Below are 17440 nucleotides of genomic sequence, written 5' to 3'. Positions count from 1 at the left end.
TCCGTTTCTTGGTTGGCTTCTTCCTTGACGGACGGCCCGGAAAAAGCGGAACCACTCTCACCCGTAAATCATTCCTGGCCGCCCTTCGCCTCGATCCACACCAGCCAGGGCGTGAAGCGCCGCACCTTCACCGGCAGGCTGTCCTCGATCAGCGCCAGGGCGCGCTCGCTGTCGTCCAGCGGCAGCACCGCGGAGATGCGCATGCCCGCGAGCGCCTTGCTGTCGTAGCGCCAGTAGCCGCGCTGCTGGCTCGACAGCTGGGCGAGCACCTCGCCCAGGGGCGCGTCGTGCACCACCAGTTGGTGGCGCTGCCAGGCCTGGTCGACTGCCGCCGGCTCCACCTTGCCGACCAGCCGGACGTCGTCCCGGCTCAGCCGCGCCTGCGAGCCGGCGCTCACCTCCAGGGTGTGCGAGCCGTCGGCGCTCTGCGCCGAAACACGGGAGTGCAGCATGCTCAGCAGGGTGTCGCGTTCCTCGCGGCGCACCACGAAGCGGGTGCCCAGCGCGCGCATGCTGCCGTCGTCGGTGGTGACGCGGAACGGCCGCTTCGGATCGGGCGCCACCTCCACCAGCACTTCGCCGCGCAGCAGCTCGACGCTGCGCTGGCCGCCGTCGTAGTGCAGGTCCACCGCGCTGTTGCCCGAGAGCAGTAGCACGGAGTCGTCCGGCAGCCGCTCGCGGCGCCATTCGCCCGGCGCGGTGCGCAGGTCGGCCAGCCAGTAGTGGCGCCAGTCGCCGTTCGCCGCCAGCAGCAGCGACAGGCCCAGCACGGCCGCGCCCAGGCCGGCCAGGGCGCCCGGCCGCCGCCGGCGCGGTGCCGCCAGGGTGCTGGAGAGGGCCGCCTGGACCGCCTGGCTTTCCTCCTGCAGGCCCTGCAGCTGGCCGATCAGGCCGCGCATCTGCTCGACCGCCCGGCTGCGCCGCGGGTCGCCGGCGCACCAGTGTTCGAAGGCCTGACGCTCGGCGGCGGAGCAGTCGTCCTCTTCCAGGCGCAGCAGCCAGTCGGCGGCTTCCTCGAGCATGCGTTCGTCGCTCATGCTCAGACGTCCATCGCCTGGTTGCAGTGCACCAGCGCCTGTACCAGGTAGCGCCGCACCATGCGTTCGGAGATCGCCATGCGCTGGGCGATCTCGCCCTGCGGGAGGTTGCCCAGGTAGCGCATTAGGAAGACCTGGCGGGCCTTCTCGCCGAGGCCTTCGAGGGCGAAGGCGAGGATTTCCAGCAGCTCCAGGGTGGCGTTGATCCGTTCCGGGGAGGGCGAGCCCTCGCTGTGTTCGTGCAGCCTCGCCAGCTCTTCCAGGTAGACGGCCTCCAGGCGCTTGCGCCGCGCTTCGTCGATGACCAGCCGGCGCGCGGTGGTGCTGAGGTAGGCGCGCGGCTGGCGCATGTCGGCCAGGCAGTCGGGTGCGCTGAGGATGCGCATGAAGGTGTCGTGGGAAATGTCCGCGGCGTTCTGCGGGCAGCCGAGCTTGCGCCGCAGCCAGCCGAACAGCCAGCCGTGATGGTCCAGGTAGAGCTCGTGCACGGTGCGACGCGGCGGATCGGCTGGCTTGTGCATGTTGGGGTAAATGCAATTGATAATTCATATCAATTGTAAGGAGGGCGGTGACTTTCAGCAATTTCCTTGATGCCGAATCCGATGGATGTCGGAAATTCCGGTGTCGGAAGGGGAGCGCTGGCGCTGCCCCGAAATCCTGCTTGCGCCGCTCTAGACCAAGGTCCTAAAGACCCCTGCCGGGCATCTGTGACACCTTCCCGCGCCGTTTTGCCGTCCCTGTTTTCCGGAGCCACGCCATGCCCTTGCCTTTCCCCTCCAGTACGCCCCGTTCGCTTTGCAGCCTGGGCGCCCTTGCGCTGCTCGGCGGCTTCGCCGGCCCGGCCAGTGCGGAGTTCCTGGAGGACGGCAGCGCCCGCCTGGAGGCGCGCACCCTGTACTTCAACCGCGACTTCCGTGATGGCGCGTCTTCCAACCCGCAGGGCGCCTCCAAGCGCGAGGAGACCGCCCAGGGCTTCATCCTTGACGTACGCTCCGGCTTCACCGAGGGCCCACTGGGCGTCGGGGTGGATGCCCTGGGCATGCTCGGCGTCAAGCTCGACTCCAGCCCGGCCGACAGCAACAGCGGCCTGCTGCCGTCCAGCGGCCACGACCCGCGTCATTCGGCCGATCAGTACGCCAAGGCCGGGGTCGCCGGCAAGCTGCGCTTCTCGCGCACCCAGCTGCGCTACGGCGCCATGCTGCCGGACATGCCGCTGCTCAAGTACAACGACGGTCGCCTGCTGCCGAACATGTTCCACGGCGCGCAACTGGCCAGCGAGGATATCCGCGACCTGAAGTTCTCCGCCACGCGCCTGGAGCGCTACACCGCGCGGGATTCCAGCGACGCCCAGGACATCCGCCTCAACTGCAAGAACAAGCGCTACGCCTGCGACACCACCGGCAACCGCTTCGACGCCTACCAGCTCGACTACAAGGTGAACGACGACCTGCTGCTGCAGTACGCCCAGGGCGGGCTGGAGAACGTCTACCGCCAGCGCTTCGTCGGCCTGCTCGGCAAGCGGGCGCTGGGCGGGGGCGTGGCCAGCGCCGACCTGCGCTGGTTCGACAGCGACGATGATGGCGCCGCCCGCGCCGGCGAGATCGACAACCGCGCCCTCAGCCTGCTGCTGGCCTACGCCCGCGGCGGCCACACCTTCAGCGCCGGTTGGCAGCGCATGAGCGGCGACAGCTCGATGCCCTACCTCGATGGCAGCAACCCCTACGTGGCCAACTACGTGCAGGTGAACGACTTCGCCAACGCCGAGGAGCGCTCCTGGCAGCTGCGCTACGACTTCGACCTGCGCAGCGTCGGCGTCCCCGGCCTGAGCTTCATGGCCCGCTACCTCAACGGCGACCACATCCGCCTGGCCAGCGGTGGCGAGGGCAAGGAATGGGAGCGCGACCTGGAGGCCAGGTACGTGGTGCAGGCCGGCACCTTCAAGGGCCTGAGCCTGCGCCTGCGCAACGCCACCTACCGCACCGACTATGAACAGTGGGCCCGGGACGTGGACGAGGTGCGCCTGATCGCCAGCTACAACCTGTCGATCTTCTGAGGCGGCTGCTCAGGTCAGCGTGAGCCCATGAAAAAAGCCCCGTGGCGCATGCCACGGGGCTTTTTCGTTCACGTCAGGTCGCGACGCCGATCAGAACACGCTGAACGGGTACTCGACGAAGACGCGGACTTCGTTGCCGTCGTCGTTGTACTCGCGGGCGTCGTTGGAAACGCGCACCCAGGAGCCGCGCAGCTTGATCGACAGGTCCTTGGCCGGACCGCTCTGCACGACGTATTTCGCCTGGTTGAAGATCTCGCGCTCGTGGCCATTGTTGGTCTGCGAGGTCTTGATGTTGTCGCCATAGACGTAGGCGACGGTGTAGCTCAGGCCCGGGATGCCGTATTCAGCGAAGTTGATGCTGTAGTTGGCCTGCCAGGAGCGCTCGTCCTCGGCGTTGAAGTCCGACCAGTAGGAGTTGGCCAGCCAGATGGTGGTGCCGCCGTCGCCCAGGCCGCCGGCGTTCTGGTACCAGCCGTAGTTGTAGCCGGTGTCGCCGGTGTTGCGCTGGTGGGCGATCATGAACGAGTGGGCGCCGATGGCGTAGGTGGCCGCCAGGCTCCAGATGGTGTTGTCGCGGTCGCCGCCGAAGTTCAGGTTGGCGAAGTCCTTGTTCAGCTTGGTCTTGTAGCCGTTGAAGTCGAAGGTCAGCGACTGCGCATCCTGCATCGGGATGACGTAGTTCAGGTTCAGGTACTGCTTGCGCGCCACGTCCTTGTTGTCCGAGGCGTACAGCGAGCCGCTGAAGTTGTCGGTGAACTTGTAGCTGCCGCCGTACACGTCGATGCGCTTCAGGCCGCCGCTGTCACGCCCTTCGGCGCTCTTGCGGACTTCCTCGGTGAAGCTGCCGACGTTCAGTTCCAGGCCCTCGATCTCCTTGGAGGTGATCAGGGTGCCGGTGTAGCTCTCCGGCAGCAGGCGCGAGTTGTCGTAGCTCAGCACCGGCAGGCTGGGCATCTGGTCACCGTATTTGATCACGGTGTTGGAGATGCGCGCCTTGATTGCGCCACCGGCGCGGGACAGGTCGTTGGCCGCCTCGCCGCTGTCGCCGCGCTTGAAGAAGTCGATGCCGCCGGCACCGCTCTTGCCCTTGCCGCCATCCAGGCGCAGGGCGTACAGGCCGAAGGCGTCGACGCCGAAGCCGACGGTGCCCTGGGTGAAGCCGGAGTTGAAGGTGGCGGTGGCGGACTGGCCCCACTCGGCCTTGTCCGGTGCCCCGTGCTTGTAGTCACGGTTCATATAGGCGTTACGGAAGAACAGGTCCAGGTGGCTGTCTTCCACGAAGCCCTTGGCGGCTGCCTGATCGTCGGCCATGACCTGGGTGCTGGCAGCGAGGATCCCCAATGCAAGCAAACTGAACTTTTTGTTCATCATCTTGTTATTTCCTGCAGTCTGTTTATTCGCAGCGCCCGAACGCAGAAAAAAGCTTGCCCGCCCGGGTGCTCCAACCCGGGGCCGGCGACGCTGGGTGCTGGCGTTTCTTGGATGGTCACGAGGCCCCTCACAGGCCCCGATGGCGCGCGATGATAGCAGAACGTGGATAAAATCCAGGAATTTCGAAGGGTTGGCGCGTTTTTGCGAAAGCGCCTACGCGAAATTGGGAGCCTGGTTCCCGCTCAGGCAAGGGGCTGCGCGTTGTTGCGCCGTTGCAGCCACAGGCTCAGGCCCAGGCCGATGATCGCGGCGGCGCAGGCGAACGGGAAGATCGCCCGGAAGCCCCAGGCACTGGCGATGGCGCCGGCCAGCGGGCCGGTGATGCCCAGCGAGACGTCGATGAACAGCGAGTAGGCGCCCAGCGCCGCGCCGCGGCTGGAAGCCGGCACCAGGCGCACCGCCTCCACGCCCAGGGCGGGGAACACCAGGGAGAAGCCGAAACCGGTCAGCGCCGCGCCGGCCAGCGCCGACCAGGGCCCCGGGGCCAGCCACAGCAGGAGCAGGCCGAGGCTTTCCACCAGCAGGCAGCAGATGGCCACGGCGAAGCCGCCATGGCGGTTGATGGCGCTGGCGAACAGCAACCGCGCGCCGATGAAGCAGGCGCCGAAGGCGCTCAGGCAGTACACCGCGCCACCCCAGCCGCGGCTGGCGTAGTACAGGGTGATGAAGGTGGCGATGCAGCCGAAGCCGATGCCGCCCAGGGCCAGCCCGGTGCCGTGGGGAGCCACGCGGCCGAGCACGTGGTGGAAGGGTAGGCGCTCGCCGTGGACGATGGCCGCGGCGCGCTTGGGCCAGGCCAGGGCGAAACCGATGGCGGCCAGCAGCATCACCACCGCGCCCATGCTCCACAGCCCCAGGTGCTGCACCAGCAGGACGCCGAAGGGCGCGCCCACGGCCAGTGCGCCATAGCTGGCGATGCCGTTCCAGGAGATCACCTTGGCGGTGTGCAGCGAGCCGACGCGGTCGATGCCCCAACTGATGGCGCCGGTGCCCACCAGGCTCTCGGCGGTGCCGAGGATCATCCGGCCGAGCAGCAGGCAACCCAGGCTCAGTGCCTGCATGTCCTGCAGCCACACCGAAAGCAGCATCAGCAGGCCGCTGCCGGCGCAGCCGAGCATGCCGTAGAGCACCGCGCGCTTGGGCCCGAGGTTGTCGATCACCTTGCCAGCGTAGGGGCGGGTGAGCAGGGTGGCCAGGTACTGCACGCTGATCACCAGCCCGGCCAGCACCGAGCCGAAGCCCAGGTCGCCATGCACGTAGCCCGGCAGCACGGCCAGGGGGATGCCGATGGTCAGGTAGGCGAGGAAGGTGAACAGCACCACCGACACCACCTCGAGCGTGATGGCGGCGTTGGAACGGGGCGTGGCGGTATCGGCGGACATGGACGTGAACAGCAGGGGCGGAGAGGGGAGGGGCATGATGAACCGCCGCCGGCTTGTAGGAAAGCTAGCTAACGAACTACCTGAAGGATTCGTCGCTCGGCCTTGGTTCGCGAGCAAGCTCGCTCCTACGAAGAGCGGGCGCCCCTTGTAGGAGCGAGCTTGCTCGCGAACGCTCTTTCAGACCCGCTGGAACAACGTCGGGTAGTCCAGCACCAGCCCTTGCCCATCCACCTCCAGCAGCGCCTGGAAGTCCGTGCCCTCCAGGTTGCGGTACAGGTAGTGGTGGGCATCCTGGCGCGTGTAGCCCTGGTGCATCCTGCGTGGCCGCAGCTGCGGCGCTTCCACGTAGACCACGTCCAGGGCCACCGACTGGCCGTCGGCCAGGCCCAGGCGGCGGATCGGGAAGGTATTGGTGAAGGGGCTGGGCCAGATGTCGATGTCCAGGCAGCCGTCCAGCTCCGCCAGCGGGCTGCCGTCGCCCAGCGTCCAGCGGCCCCGGCCGTCGGCCAGCAGCACCAGCTGGCGCCGCAGGTGTTCGCCCTCCACCAGCAGCTCGGCTTCGCGCAGGCGCCAGTCGGCATCCCATTCCAGGCGGTACTCCAGCTGGTAGGGCGGCTGGCCGTCGGCGGCGGCCACGCGCAGCTGGCTGTCGGCGCGGCCGTCCTGCAGCAGCAGGCGCTCCCAGCTGGCCGGCGGGGCCTGCCACAGGCCTTCCCAGGTCAGCTGGCGGTTCATGCCGGGTCCAGCAGCAGGCCCAGGCGCAGGCGCTTGGGCAGGCGCGCGACCACCAGCTGGTGCGAGCGGGTGAGGGCCTCGCGCAGCTCGTCGGCGCCCATGGGGTAGGGGCGCTGCATGGCGATCCAGTAGGCGCGGGCCAGGTAGGGTGCGGGGCGGATGCCGGGGCGGTCGACGAAGCCGAGGAAGAGTTCCGGGCCGACCTTGAAGGCCAGGCCGCCGCGGCCTTCGTCGAGGAAGTCGAGGATGGCGAACATCTTGTTGCCGGCCACCGAGAACACCCGGTTGCTGCCCCACTTGATGTCCTCGCGGGCGCCGGGCAGTTGCAGGCAGAAGCGGGCGATCTGGTCGGGCGTCATGGGTTCTCCGGCGTCAGCCGCGGAAGTAGACCTGCACCAGATGGTAGCCGAACTGGCTCTTCACCGGGCCGTGCACGACGTTCAGCGGCTTCTTGAAGACCACCGCGTCGACGCTGCGCACCAGTTGCCCGGGGCGCAGCTCGCCGAGGTCGCCGCCGCGCTTGCCGGAGGGGCAGGTGGAGTGTTTCTTCGCCAGGGTGGCGAAGTCCTCGCCCCTGGCCAGGCGCTGCTTGAGCTGCTCGGCCTCGGCGGCGGTCTTGACCAGGATGTGGCGGGCCATGGCGACGGGCATGGGGTGGCTCTCTGCTGACGGAAAAGGCTGATTGTACCTTCCGCCGCCTGGCCGAAGGGCGGTGACGTATATCGCATTTCTCCGGGGCTGGCATTGTGCCCGCCCCTGGCTCTACCTAGAGTCTGGCGATTATTCCTACAAGCGACCGCCCTTTGCGGACGGCGCCTCCTCCTAGCGTGCGGATGCAATACAGATGGAAATCCAAGCGATGCTGCGGATCCTGTCCAGCCAGGACGGTTCCGACCTCTACCTGTCCACCGGCGCGCCGCCCTGCGCCAAGTTCAACGGCGTGCTCAAGCCGCTGTCCAGCGAGCCGCTGAAGGCCGGCGACGTGGCGCGCATCGCCGACGCCATCATGGACGAGGAGCAGAAGGCCGAGTTCGAGCGCGAGCTGGAGATGAACCTGGCGATCTCGGTCGCCGGCGTCGGACGCTTCCGCATCAACATCTTCAAGCAGCGCAACGAGGTGTCCATAGTCGCGCGCAACATCAAGCTGGACATCCCGCGCTTCGAGGACCTGATGCTGCCCGAGGTGCTGCTCAAGGTGGTGATGGAGAAGCGCGGCCTGGTGCTTTTCGTCGGCGGCACCGGCTCGGGCAAGTCGACCTCCCTGGCGGCGCTGATCGACCACCGCAACCGCAACAGCGGCGGGCACATCATCACCATCGAGGACCCCATCGAGTACGTGCACCGGCACCGCAAGTCGATCATCAACCAGCGCGAGGTGGGGGTGGACACCCGCAGCTTCCACGCCGCGCTGAAGAACACCCTGCGCCAGGCGCCGGACGTGATCCTGATCGGCGAGATCCGCGACCGCGAGACCATGGAGCACGCCCTGGCCTTCGCCGACACCGGGCACCTGGCGATCTCCACCCTGCACGCCAACAACGCCAACCAGGCGCTGGACCGCATCATCAACTTCTTCCCCGAGGAACGCCGGCCGCAGCTGCTCAACGACCTGGGCAACAACCTCAAGGCCTTCGTCTCCCAGCGCCTGGTGCGCACCCAGGACGGCAAGCGCCGCGCCGCGGTGGAGGTGCTGCTGGGCACCGCCACCATCAGCGACATCATCAAGCGCGGCGACTTCAGCTCGATCAAGGAGATCATGGACAAGTCCCGCGCCCTGGGCATGCAGACCTTCGACCAGGCGCTGTTCGACCTGGCGGTGGAAGGCGCGATCAGCGAGGAGGAGGCGGTGAAGAACGCCGACTCGGCGAACAACCTGCGGCTGAAGCTCAAGCTGCACCGGGACAATCCGGCCAGCGCCACGGCCCAGGCGGCCGGCACCCAGCCGGCGGCCCCGGCCGCACCCGCGGTGGAAGCCTCCAGCTGGGGCCTGGAGCTGGCCCTGGAAGAGATCAAGGCCGAGGACGAGGAAGACAAGAAGGGCGGTTGAAAGGTAGGCGAGGCGTAGGGCGGATAACCGTTCGCGGTTATCCGCCGTTTGACCGTGATCCCCGGCGCGCCGCGGATTCGGCCACGGAGCGCCTGTTTGGGGGCACTCCGTTCCCGCCCGTGAAGTCGGGCATGGGGCCGGGTGTATCGGCGTACAACCGCGAACGGTTGTACGCCCTACATCACCGGGTGGGCCTGACGTAGGGCGGATAACCGTTCGCGGTTATCCGCCGTTTGACCGTGATCCCCGGCGTGCTGCGGATTCGAGCACGGAGCGCCTGTTCGAGGGTGCTCCGTTCCCGTCCGTGAAGTTGGGCATAGGGCCGGGTGTATCGGCGTACAACCGCGAACGGTTGTACGCCCTACGTTCTTACAACAGATCCAGCGGATAGCTGACGATCAACCGGTTCTCGTCGAAGCTGTTGGTCCGCCCCCAGTCGCGGCGCATGGTGGAGTTGCGCCATTTCACGTTCAGCGTCTTCAGCGGCCCCGATTGCACGGTGTAGGCCAGCTCGCTTTCGCGGCCCCACTCGGTGCCGTCGTCGGTGCTGGCGTTGTGCACGTTGCTGCCGTGGATGTAGCGGTTCATCAGGGTCAGGCCGGGCACGCCGAGGCCGGCGAAGTCGTAGTCGTGGCGCAGCTGCCAGGAACGCTCCTTGGCGTTCTCGTAGCTGGAGTTGTAGCTGTCGTTGGCCAGGGTGCCGCCGCTGGCGCCGTTGACGCGGAACCACTCGTCGTCGCCCATGACCTTCTGCAGGCCCAGGTAGAAGGTGCTGGCGCCGACCTTGGCGGAGAACATCCCCGAGGCGGTGCGGTTGTCCAGGTCGCCGGCGCGGGCGCTGCCGTCCTCCTTGCCCCAGAAATAGCCGAGGTTGGCGCCCAGCACCCAGTCGCCCAGCGGCTGGAAGTGCTGCACCTGCAGGTACTGCTGCTGGTAGATGTCCTTCAGCTCGGCGTTCCACAGGCCGACGAGGGTGCGCTCCTGGTTGAAGCGGTATTCGCCGCCGGCGAAGTCGAAGCGGTCGGAGGTGTAGGCCGTGCGGTTGAACAGGCTCATGTCCTCCATGCTGGCGTCGTTGCGCGGACTGTTCTGGCGGAACTGGCCGCCGTACAGCGTCAGGCCGGCGATTTCCTTCGAGGTCAACTGCGCGCCCTGGAAGGTCTGGGTCAGCGAGCGGCCGTCGTCGGAGCGCAGGATCGGCAGCGCCGGGGCCCATTCGCCGACTTTCAGCTCGGTTTTCGACAGCCGCGCCTTGCCGGCCACCGCCAGGCGGCCGAAGTCGTCGGCCGGGCGGCCGTCGTCGTGCACCGGCAGCAGCTGGGTGCCGGCGGTGCCGCGGCCGCCGTCGAGCTTGACGCTGTACAGGCCGAGCACGTCCATGCCGAGGCCGACGGTGCCCTGGGTGAAGCCGGACTTGAAGTCGAGGATGAAGTTCTGCGTCCACTCCTCGGCCTTGCCCTGGGCGGCGTCGCCCGTGTAGTCGCGGTTCATGTAGAAGTTGCGCAGCGTCAGGCTGGACTTGGCGTCTTCCAGGAAGCCATCGGCGAAGGCGGGGAGGGTGGTACCGGCCAGGGCCAGGGTGCAGACGAGACGGTGCTTGGTCGGGCGGATCATTGTTGTTGTTCTCCGTTTCTTGGGCAAAGCGTTGCCGGCCAGCGGCGCGGTGGCGTCGCTGGTGGGCGGGGAAGCTGGCTAGAGTGGGGTCAGCGCGGGGCCTTGCCGGCCACCGAGTAGCGCACCTGCTGGTTGCGCGTCTTCATGAAGTCTTCCAGGCTCTGGCCGCGCATGGCGGCGTAGATGTCCAGGTTGGACACGCCGAGCACGGCGCCGAGTTTCTCCAGCACGAAGAAGATCACCCCGTAGTGGATCAGCCCGCGCCAGTCGCGGCGGCGCAGCAGGTCGCGCTCTTCCTCGCAAAGGCCGGCCTCGGCGTAGAGCGCCTCGGGCTCGGCGAGGAAGCGCTGGCGCCACTGCGGCTCGATCATGCGGTGGAGGAACTTGTTCAGCCGGTAGCCCTTGGCGCTGCGCTCCAGGGTGTAGGGGTAGGTGCCTTCGAGCTGCTCCGCGCCGGCCAGCTGGTGGCGCATGTGCTGGCGGTGGCGCTCGATGGCCGGGGCCGGCAGGGCCTGGTCGCGGTTCTGCAGCAGCAGGGTGGCGATGCCGGTCATGGACGGCAGGTAGTAGTCCTGGTGCAGCTTGTCGACGCGGGCGGAAAGCGCGCCGCGCATGATCAGCCAGGTGATCACCTCGGCGCCTTCCATGCCGCCGAGGGTGGCGTATTCGGCGACGGTCATCGCGGTCAGGCGCTCGGGGTCGTCGACCAGCAGCTCGATGAACTGTGCGTCCCATTCCGGGTTGTTGAAGCCGCAGCGCTCGCCGTGGACCTGGTGCGACACGCCGCCGGTGGCGACGATGGCGACCTTGAGGTCCTCCGGGTAGCTCTCGATGGCGCGGCGCAGGGCCTGGCCCAGCTTGTAGCAGCGCCGCGCGCTGGGGATCGGCAGTTGCAGCACGCCGACCTGCAGCGGGACGATCTGCAGCGGCCAGCCGTCGGCGCAGGGCAGCAGCGCCGACATCGGCGAGAAGAAGCCATGGTCCAGCGGCTTGTCGCGGAAGAAGCTCATGTCGAACTCGTCGGCCATCAGGCTTTCGCCGATGTGCCGCGACAGCGCCGCGTGGCCGCCCACCGGCGGCAGCTCGCGCGGGTTGCCGCCCTCGTCGGCGACGCCGTACTGGTCGTCGACGCCGAGGGTGAAGGCGCTGTAGTGGTCGAAGAAGAACGAGGTGACGTGGTCGTTGAAGATGTAGAAGAGCACGTCCGGCCGCTGCTCCTGGAGCCAGGCGCGGATCGGCTCGAAGCCCTCGAAGATCGGCGCCCAGGCCGCCTCCTGCTGTTTGTCGTGGTCGACGGCGAAGCCGATGGTCGGGGTGTGGGAGACGGCTAGGCCACCAATGATGCGTGCCATGACGGGGTCCTCTGGTTCAGGTTACTGCGCGGCCAGGGCCTGGCTCGCGCGGCGCCGGGCGTGGCCGTTGGCCAGGATCGCCAGGGCCGCGGCGAACGCCGGCAGGCCGAGGAAGGTGAACAGCAGCGGCAGGCCCAGGCCGAGGCTGAGCACCGCGCCGCCGACGAGCGAGCCGAAGATGGCGCCGAAGCGGCCGATGCCGAGCATCCAGCTTACCCCCGTGGCGCGGAACTCGGTGGGGTAGTAGCCCGGGGCGAAGGCGTTGAGGCCGGTCTGCGCGCCGCTCATGCAGAAGCCGGCGGCGGCCACGCCCACCACCAGCAGGCTGGACTCCAGGCTCAGCGCGCCGAGCGACACGATGCACAGGCCGCCCAGGGCGTAGGCGATGGCGATGACGCGGTTGGGGTTGCGCCTGTCCATGATCCAGCCGACCACGATGGCGCCGACGGTGCCGCCGATCTGGAACAGCCCGGTGATGGTGGCGGCGCGCTCGATGGACAGGCCGCCGTCGCGCAGCAGGGTGGGCAGCCAGCCCATGGTCAGGTAGATCACCAGCAGGCCCATGAAGTAGGTGGCCCACAGCGCCAGGGTGCCCAGGCGGTAGCGCTCGGTGAACAGCAGGCGCACCGGGGCCTTGTGCTGCACCGGCGGTTCGCTGACGGTGAAGCGGGTGTCGGCGGCGAAGCGCCCGCCCAGCTTCGCCAGGGCCGCGGCGATCTGCTCGGCCGGGGCCTTGTGCGCGGCCATGAAGCGGGCGGATTCCGGCAGCAGCCACAGCAGGAAGGGCAGCAGGGCCAGCGGCAGCAGGCCGCCGGCGAGCAGCACCGCCTGCCAGCCGTGGTGCGGGATCAGCCAGGCGGCGAGGAAGCCGCCCAGGCCCGAGCCCATGTTGAAGCCGGTGAACATGATGGTAATCAGCAGCGAGCGGCTGCGCTCGGGCAGGTATTCGGCCAGCAGGGTGGTGCTGTTGGGCATGGCGGCGCCCAGGGCGACGCCGGTGAGCAGGCGCAGGATGGCCAGTTCGTAGGGGCTGCGGGCGAAGGCGCAGGCCAGGCTGAGCAGGCTGAAGCCGGTGACCGCGATCAGCAGCACCTTCTTGCGCCCGAGGCGGTCGGCGTAGGGGCCGGCGGTCAGCGCGCCAATGGCCAGGCCGATCATCCCGGCGCTCATCACCGGGCCGAAGGCGGCGCGGGACAGGCCCCACTCCTGCATCAGCGACGGGGCGATGAAGCCCATCACGGCCACGTCGAAGCCGTCGAACAGGACGATGAGGAAGCACAGGGACAGGACCAGCCACTGGTAGGGCGAGATCGGGCGGCTGTCGATCCAGTCTTTGACGTCGACAGTCTGCGTGCCGCCGGGGTTTTGCTTGAGCATTCGCGTTCACCTTTTGTTCTTGTAGTGGTGAAAATTCCAACAGGCTTCGAAAACGATGATGACCGGCAGGAATCACCTCGCCGTTTTTCGGCGTGGGGCGACTGTAAGGCTCAAGGGGCGGGGGCTGCCTCTGGGAAATCCTTAAGCGGGTATCGGTTTTGTTTATGAGGTGCTTGCACAGGCGTCGGCCGGGGCCGGCGACGCCTGGCGGGTGCGTTTCACTGGCCGAGTTCCTCGTGGTAGTCGGCCTGGCCCTGGCGCCAGTAGGCGGCGACGCGCATGGCTTCCTTCGGCTGGCCCTTGTCCAGCAGCAGGTTGCGCACGCGGACCATGGCCGCGGCCTCGCCGGCACCCCAGGCGAAGCCTTCACCGGTGGGTAGGGCCAGGGCCTCGACGGCGGCCAGCAAGGCCTGGTCGTCGTCGAACCATTGCAGCTGGAGGTCGGCGGCGGTGGCGAACCGGCGGCGGTCGGCCGCCTCCACTTGCAGCAGGACGATGGCGCGGGTGCCCGCCGGCATTTCCTCCAGGCGCCGGTGCACGGCGGGCAGGCCGGTGGCGTCGGCGACGAACAGGTGCCAGTCGAAGTCTGGCGGGACGATCATCGAGCCGCGCGGGCCGCCGATCACCGCGTTGTCGCCGACCTGGGCCTGCTCGGCCCACTGGCAGGCCTTGCCGTGGCCGTGCAGGGCGAACTCCAGGGTCAGCTCGCGGGCCTGGGCGTCGAAGCGGCGCGGGGTGTAGTCGCGGCGCACGATGCTGCCGTCGTCGTCCTCGAACATGAACTTGACGTGGTCGTCGAAGCCGGCGGACACGAAGTCGGCCAGGGCCTCGCCGGCGAAGGTGAGGCTGACGAAATGCGGGCTGAGCTGCTCGCGGCGGGCGACCTGCACTTCGCGCATGCGCAGTTCGTGGCGGACGCGGTGCACGCGGCGTTGCTGGGTGGCTTGGGTCATGGGTGGCCCTCTTGAGCTATGGTTGATAATATCAACGATCATAAGAATCATTAGTTGATAAAGTCAACCGTATAGCCATGAAAGCCGACGACGTTCTCGAAACCATCCATGCCGTCATGCACCTGTACCGTTCGCGGCAGTACCGCGAACTGCGCGACGGCCCCCACGACCTGACGCACATGGAGTTCAAGGTGCTGGCCTTCTTCGCCCGCCGCCCGGGCGCCACCCAACGCCAACTGGTGGAGCACAGCGGCCGCGACAAGGCACAGATCGCCCGGCTGATCCAGGGGCTGCGCAACAAGGGCCTGCTGGAGGGCAGCGCCGACGCGCTGGACAAGCGCAGCGTGTGCCTGAGCCTGAGCGCCGAAGGCGATGCGGTCTACGCCGAGGTGGAAGGCCAGGGCCGGCATCTCTCGGAGGTGGCCGTGCGGGGCTTCAGCGCGCAGGAGCGGGCGCAGTTGCAGGGGTTGTTGGCGCGGGTGGAGGCGAATCTGCAGGGGGAGTGAGGGGGCTCGCCGGTGGTTTTGGTGGGGTGGGTGGGCGCCGTTCCCTCTCCCCAGCCCTCGGCTGCGCGCCCCGCCCTGAAGGGAGAGGGGGCTAGTCCGTGCCGAGAGAAGTGATGGTTTCAGCCGGAACCTGCCGGGCTAACCGGCTGACGTCATAACAGCAGACTCTGCCCAACGGTCCCCTCTCCCTTCAGGGAGAGGGTTAGGGAGAGGGCGCGGAGGTTGGCATGGCAGCGGCGCCGCCGGTTACCTCGTTCGCGAGCAAGCTCGCTCCTACGAAAAGCTGGCCGATGCCCGAGCGCAATAGCGGCCCCCGTAGGAGCGGGCCCTGCCCGCGATTCGCGCGCAGGGCCCGCTCCTACAGGGACATGGCGCGTATCAACCCTCCACCACCCGGTAGCACGGCTCGTAGGCCGCGCCGCCCGGCAGCTTCATCCGGTGCTGCTTGACGAAGGCGTGCAGCAGCTCGTCCAGGCGGCGCATCAGCGCCGGTTCGCCGTGGATCTCGTAGGGGCCGAACTCCTCGATCGCCCGCACGCCCTTTTCCTTGACGTTGCCGGCGACTATCCCGGAAAACGCCCGGCGCAGGTTGGCCGCCAGTTCATGGGGCGGCAGGTCGGTGCTCAGCTGCAGGCCGGCCATGTGCTCGTGGGTGGGGTCGAAGGGGCGCTGGAAGCCGACGTCGATCTTCAGCAGCCAGTTGAAGTGGAAGGCGTCGTTGCGCTCGCGGCGGAACTGCTTGACCTCCTTCAGGCCCTGGGCCATGTGCCGCGCCACTTCGGCGGGGTTGTCGACGATGATCTGGTAGCGCCGCTGCGCCGCCTCGCCCAGGGTGGCGCCGACGAAGGCGTGCAGTTGCTCGAAGTAGGCCGAGGCGCTGCGCGGGCCGGTGAGCACCAGGGGGAAGGGCAGGTCCTGGTTGTCCGGGTGCATGAGGATGCCCAGCAGGTAGAGGAACTCCTCCGCCGTGCCGACGCCGCCGGGGAAGATGATGATGCCGTGGCCGACGCGGACGAAGGCCTCCAGGCGCTTCTCGATGTCCGGCAGTATCACCAGCTCGTTGACGATGGGGTTGGGCGCCTCGGCGGCGATGATCCCCGGCTCGGTCAGGCCCAGGTAGCGGCCGCCGTGGTGGCGCTGCTTGGCATGGCCGATGGTGGCGCCCTTCATCGGCCCCTTCATCACGCCCGGGCCGCAGCCGGTGCACACGTCCAGGTTGCGCAGGCCCAGCTCGTGGCCGACCTTCTTGGTGTACTTGTATTCCTCGGTGCTGATGGAGTGGCCGCCCCAGCACACGACTATCTTCGGCTCCACGCCCGGGCGCAGGGTGCGCGCGTTGCGCAGCAGGTGGAAGACGTAGTCGGTGATGCCCTGGGAGGTGTGCAGGTCGACGCGCTGGTCGTCCAGTTCGTTGGCGGTGTAGACGATGTCGCGCAGGGCGCTGAAGAGCATCTCGCGGGTGCCGGCGATCATCTCGCCGTCGACGAAGGCGTCGGCCGGCGCGTTGACCAGTTCCAGGCGCACGCCGCGGTCCTGCTGGTGGATGCGTACCTCGAAGTCGCGGTAGGCGTCGAGGATGGTCTTGGCGTTGTCGATGCGCGCGCCGGTGTTGAGGATGGCCAGGACGCACTGGCGGAACAGTTGGTAGACGCTGCCCGAGCCGGCTTCGCTGAGTTGCTGGACTTCGCGCTGGGACAGGGTTTCGAGGGTGCCCTTGGGGCTGACCGAGGCATTGATGGTGGGTCTGGGGGACATTACAGCTTCCATTGGTGCGGATGCCCGGGAGGGCACCTGGGTACTCGACCGCGCGCTGGCGGTGTCCTGCCCCGGTGTGGCCGCAAGGGCGGCCCGGTGAGGGTGGGGCTTATCCGGATAGTAGTGCGTGGGGAGCGAGGCGGCGAGCCCTGCGGATTGCCATCACGGCTGCGGGCCGGCCTCGGCCGCCCGCCGGGAGGCGGGAGCCGGACGACGGGGAAGGGGCGTTCAGCCGGCCAGGGCGGCCAGCGGAATGCCCTCGTGGTTGGGCAGGTAGCCGTTGCCCAGGGACAGGCTGACCGGCTGGCGCTGCGGTTTCAGGAAGCCCAGCAGGGCGTCGCGGGTGTCCTGCCAGCCCTGCTTGTGCTCGACGTCGATGAAGTGCCCGGCGTTGCGGATGGTGCGGAACTCGCAATCGCGGATCAGCTGCTGGAACAGCTTGGCCTCGGCCGGGGTGGTGTAGATGTCCAGCTCGCCATTGACGAACAGCAGCGGGATGTCGATGGCGGCGAACTTCTCCATGTAGCTCTCGGCGCTGAGCTTGAGCACCTGGCAGACGTGGAAGTGCATCTGCCGGTACTCGTGATCGTCCAGGCCGGCGACGTGGCGGAAGTTGTAGCGCTTGAACAACTGCGGCAGGTAGCGGCCGATGGTGTCGTTGACCAGGTTGGCGACGTTCGGCCGGTCGCAGGCGCCGAGGTAGTCCAGGCCGCGGTGCAGGTAGTCCAGCATCGAGGCGTTGAGCAGCGGCGAGAAGGAGCTGATCACCGCCTTGCGGATGCGGCTCGGGCGCTGCGCCAGGGCCAGCAGGGTGGCCACCCCGCCCCAGGAGAAGGACATCACCACGTCGGCGCGGTAGTGCTCGATCAGGCCCAGCAGCAGCTGCGCCTCGTACTCCTTGCTGATGAACTCGCGGCAGTCGTTGTGCGCCTTGGACCCGCCGGCATAGGGCTGGTCGTAGCAGACCACGTTGAAGTGCGGTTGCAGGTATTTCACCGTTTGCGCAAAGGAGGCGGTAGTGGACAGCGAGCCGTTGACCAGGATGATGGTCTGGCGTGCTTCCCTGTTGGCGTGGAACTCCGTGTATACCCGGTGTTGCAGAATCTCGACGACGGCGGTTTCCGGCCTCATGTCGCTTCCTCCATACGCAGCTCGAATGGATGCACCCCACGATCGGGTGCGAGAGAACTACCAGGCA

The 17440-nt window shown here is 67.9% G+C and carries 16 protein-coding genes; 3 read left to right on the top strand and 13 right to left on the bottom strand.

The features are described 5' to 3' along the window. Positions 1–68: 68 nt before the first annotated feature. Both DK254_RS18505 and DK254_RS18500 read right to left on the bottom strand, forming a co-directional pair. Positions 69–1037, bottom strand: a complete 969-nt coding sequence (locus DK254_RS18505; protein WP_109934954.1) for a FecR family protein — start codon at positions 1035–1037, stop codon at positions 69–71. A 2-nt stretch (positions 1038–1039) separates the two neighbouring features. Further along, positions 1040–1558: a sigma-70 family RNA polymerase sigma factor gene (locus DK254_RS18500; RefSeq protein WP_109934953.1), complete on the bottom strand. Its 519-nt coding sequence runs from the start codon at positions 1556–1558 to the stop codon at positions 1040–1042. A gap of 236 nt (positions 1559–1794) precedes the next feature. Between DK254_RS18500 and DK254_RS18495 the strand changes: the two genes are divergently transcribed. Then, entirely contained in the window at positions 1795–3090 is a 1296-nt protein-coding gene (locus tag DK254_RS18495; protein WP_109934952.1) for an OprD family porin, read from the top strand. 90 nt (positions 3091–3180) lie between these two features. Here the strand turns inward: DK254_RS18495 and DK254_RS18490 are convergent, their stop codons facing one another. From DK254_RS18490 to DK254_RS18470, 5 genes are all read right to left on the bottom strand, one after another. Beyond that, positions 3181–4461 (bottom strand): OprD family porin, encoded by a 1281-nt coding sequence (locus DK254_RS18490; RefSeq protein WP_109934951.1) that lies wholly within the window; start codon positions 4459–4461, stop codon positions 3181–3183. A 242-nt stretch (positions 4462–4703) separates the two neighbouring features. Next, a complete protein-coding gene (locus tag DK254_RS18485) occupies positions 4704–5903 on the bottom strand; it encodes an MFS transporter (protein WP_109934950.1) in 1200 nt (399 codons plus the stop codon). Positions 5904–6080: 177 nt separating this feature from the next. Then, positions 6081–6638 (bottom strand): putative glycolipid-binding domain-containing protein, encoded by a 558-nt coding sequence (locus DK254_RS18480; protein WP_109934949.1) that lies wholly within the window; start codon positions 6636–6638, stop codon positions 6081–6083. Continuing rightward, positions 6635–6997 carry an MmcQ/YjbR family DNA-binding protein gene (locus DK254_RS18475; protein ID WP_109934948.1) on the bottom strand — a complete coding sequence of 121 codons (363 nt, stop codon included), beginning with the start codon at positions 6995–6997 and terminating at the stop codon, positions 6635–6637. Before DK254_RS18475 ends, DK254_RS18480 begins: the two co-directional genes overlap by 4 nt. 13 nt (positions 6998–7010) lie before the next feature. After that, positions 7011–7289 (bottom strand): peptidylprolyl isomerase, encoded by a 279-nt coding sequence (locus tag DK254_RS18470; RefSeq protein ID WP_109934947.1) that lies wholly within the window; start codon positions 7287–7289, stop codon positions 7011–7013. 193 nt (positions 7290–7482) lie between these two features. On the opposite strand from DK254_RS18470, the gene DK254_RS18465 reads away from it, so the two are divergent. Then, complete coding sequence (locus tag DK254_RS18465) at positions 7483–8685, top strand: PilT/PilU family type 4a pilus ATPase (RefSeq protein WP_177412080.1); 1203 nt, start codon at positions 7483–7485, stop codon at positions 8683–8685. A gap of 369 nt (positions 8686–9054) precedes the next feature. Here DK254_RS18465 and DK254_RS18460 read toward each other — a convergent pair whose 3' ends face one another. The 4 genes from DK254_RS18460 to DK254_RS18445 form a co-directional block, all read right to left on the bottom strand. Beyond that, positions 9055–10299, bottom strand: coding sequence for an OprD family porin (locus DK254_RS18460; RefSeq protein WP_109934945.1), 1245 nt, complete (start codon positions 10297–10299; stop codon positions 9055–9057). Positions 10300–10388: 89 nt separating this feature from the next. Next, a complete protein-coding gene (locus DK254_RS18455) occupies positions 10389–11651 on the bottom strand; it encodes a gallate dioxygenase (protein ID WP_109934944.1) in 1263 nt (420 codons plus the stop codon). A 21-nt stretch (positions 11652–11672) separates the two neighbouring features. Beyond that, a complete protein-coding gene (locus DK254_RS18450) occupies positions 11673–13028 on the bottom strand; it encodes an aromatic acid/H+ symport family MFS transporter (protein ID WP_109934943.1) in 1356 nt (451 codons plus the stop codon). Between the two features lie 218 nt (positions 13029–13246). Continuing rightward, the gene (locus DK254_RS18445) at positions 13247–13981 is read right to left on the bottom strand and encodes a siderophore-interacting protein (RefSeq protein ID WP_109934942.1); all 735 of its coding nucleotides are present in this window, start codon (positions 13979–13981) and stop codon (positions 13247–13249) included. 77 nt (positions 13982–14058) lie between these two features. Here DK254_RS18445 and DK254_RS18440 point away from each other — a divergent pair, with 77 nt between their 5' ends. Further along, on the top strand, positions 14059–14487 hold the full coding sequence (locus tag DK254_RS18440; protein WP_109934941.1) for a MarR family winged helix-turn-helix transcriptional regulator: 429 nt from the start codon (positions 14059–14061) through the stop codon (positions 14485–14487). A 378-nt stretch (positions 14488–14865) separates the two neighbouring features. Here the strand turns inward: DK254_RS18440 and ppnN are convergent, their stop codons facing one another. Further along, positions 14866–16242 carry a nucleotide 5'-monophosphate nucleosidase PpnN gene (gene ppnN, locus DK254_RS18435; RefSeq protein ID WP_109934940.1) on the bottom strand — a complete coding sequence of 459 codons (1377 nt, stop codon included), beginning with the start codon at positions 16240–16242 and terminating at the stop codon, positions 14866–14868. 228 nt (positions 16243–16470) lie between these two features. After that, positions 16471–17373, bottom strand: coding sequence for an alpha/beta fold hydrolase (locus DK254_RS18430; protein WP_089394773.1), 903 nt, complete (start codon positions 17371–17373; stop codon positions 16471–16473). Positions 17374–17440: the final 67 nt, after the last annotated feature.

The organism is Pseudomonas sp. RW407, from assembly GCF_003176655.1.
In the GTDB taxonomy this organism is placed as follows: domain Bacteria; phylum Pseudomonadota; class Gammaproteobacteria; order Pseudomonadales; family Pseudomonadaceae; genus Pseudomonas; species Pseudomonas delhiensis.
This window is presented reverse-complemented; position numbering and strand designations above follow the sequence as displayed.

Coding starts and splice junctions, on each gene's coding strand:
- DK254_RS18505 (WP_109934954.1), bottom strand. CDS start 1,037: ATGAGCGACGAACGCATGCTCGAGGAAGCCGCCGACTGGCTGCTGCGC.
- DK254_RS18500 (WP_109934953.1), bottom strand. CDS start 1,558: ATGCACAAGCCAGCCGATCCGCCGCGTCGCACCGTGCACGAGCTCTAC.
- DK254_RS18495 (WP_109934952.1), top strand. CDS start 1,795: ATGCCCTTGCCTTTCCCCTCCAGTACGCCCCGTTCGCTTTGCAGCCTG.
- DK254_RS18490 (WP_109934951.1), bottom strand. CDS start 4,461: ATGATGAACAAAAAGTTCAGTTTGCTTGCATTGGGGATCCTCGCTGCC.
- DK254_RS18485 (WP_109934950.1), bottom strand. CDS start 5,903: ATGTCCGCCGATACCGCCACGCCCCGTTCCAACGCCGCCATCACGCTC.
- DK254_RS18480 (WP_109934949.1), bottom strand. CDS start 6,638: ATGAACCGCCAGCTGACCTGGGAAGGCCTGTGGCAGGCCCCGCCGGCC.
- DK254_RS18475 (WP_109934948.1), bottom strand. CDS start 6,997: ATGACGCCCGACCAGATCGCCCGCTTCTGCCTGCAACTGCCCGGCGCC.
- DK254_RS18470 (WP_109934947.1), bottom strand. CDS start 7,289: ATGCCCGTCGCCATGGCCCGCCACATCCTGGTCAAGACCGCCGCCGAG.
- DK254_RS18465 (WP_177412080.1), top strand. CDS start 7,483: ATGGAAATCCAAGCGATGCTGCGGATCCTGTCCAGCCAGGACGGTTCC.
- DK254_RS18460 (WP_109934945.1), bottom strand. CDS start 10,299: ATGATCCGCCCGACCAAGCACCGTCTCGTCTGCACCCTGGCCCTGGCC.
- DK254_RS18455 (WP_109934944.1), bottom strand. CDS start 11,651: ATGGCACGCATCATTGGTGGCCTAGCCGTCTCCCACACCCCGACCATC.
- DK254_RS18450 (WP_109934943.1), bottom strand. CDS start 13,028: ATGCTCAAGCAAAACCCCGGCGGCACGCAGACTGTCGACGTCAAAGAC.
- DK254_RS18445 (WP_109934942.1), bottom strand. CDS start 13,981: ATGACCCAAGCCACCCAGCAACGCCGCGTGCACCGCGTCCGCCACGAA.
- DK254_RS18440 (WP_109934941.1), top strand. CDS start 14,059: ATGAAAGCCGACGACGTTCTCGAAACCATCCATGCCGTCATGCACCTG.
- ppnN (WP_109934940.1), bottom strand. CDS start 16,242: ATGTCCCCCAGACCCACCATCAATGCCTCGGTCAGCCCCAAGGGCACC.
- DK254_RS18430 (WP_089394773.1), bottom strand. CDS start 17,373: ATGAGGCCGGAAACCGCCGTCGTCGAGATTCTGCAACACCGGGTATAC.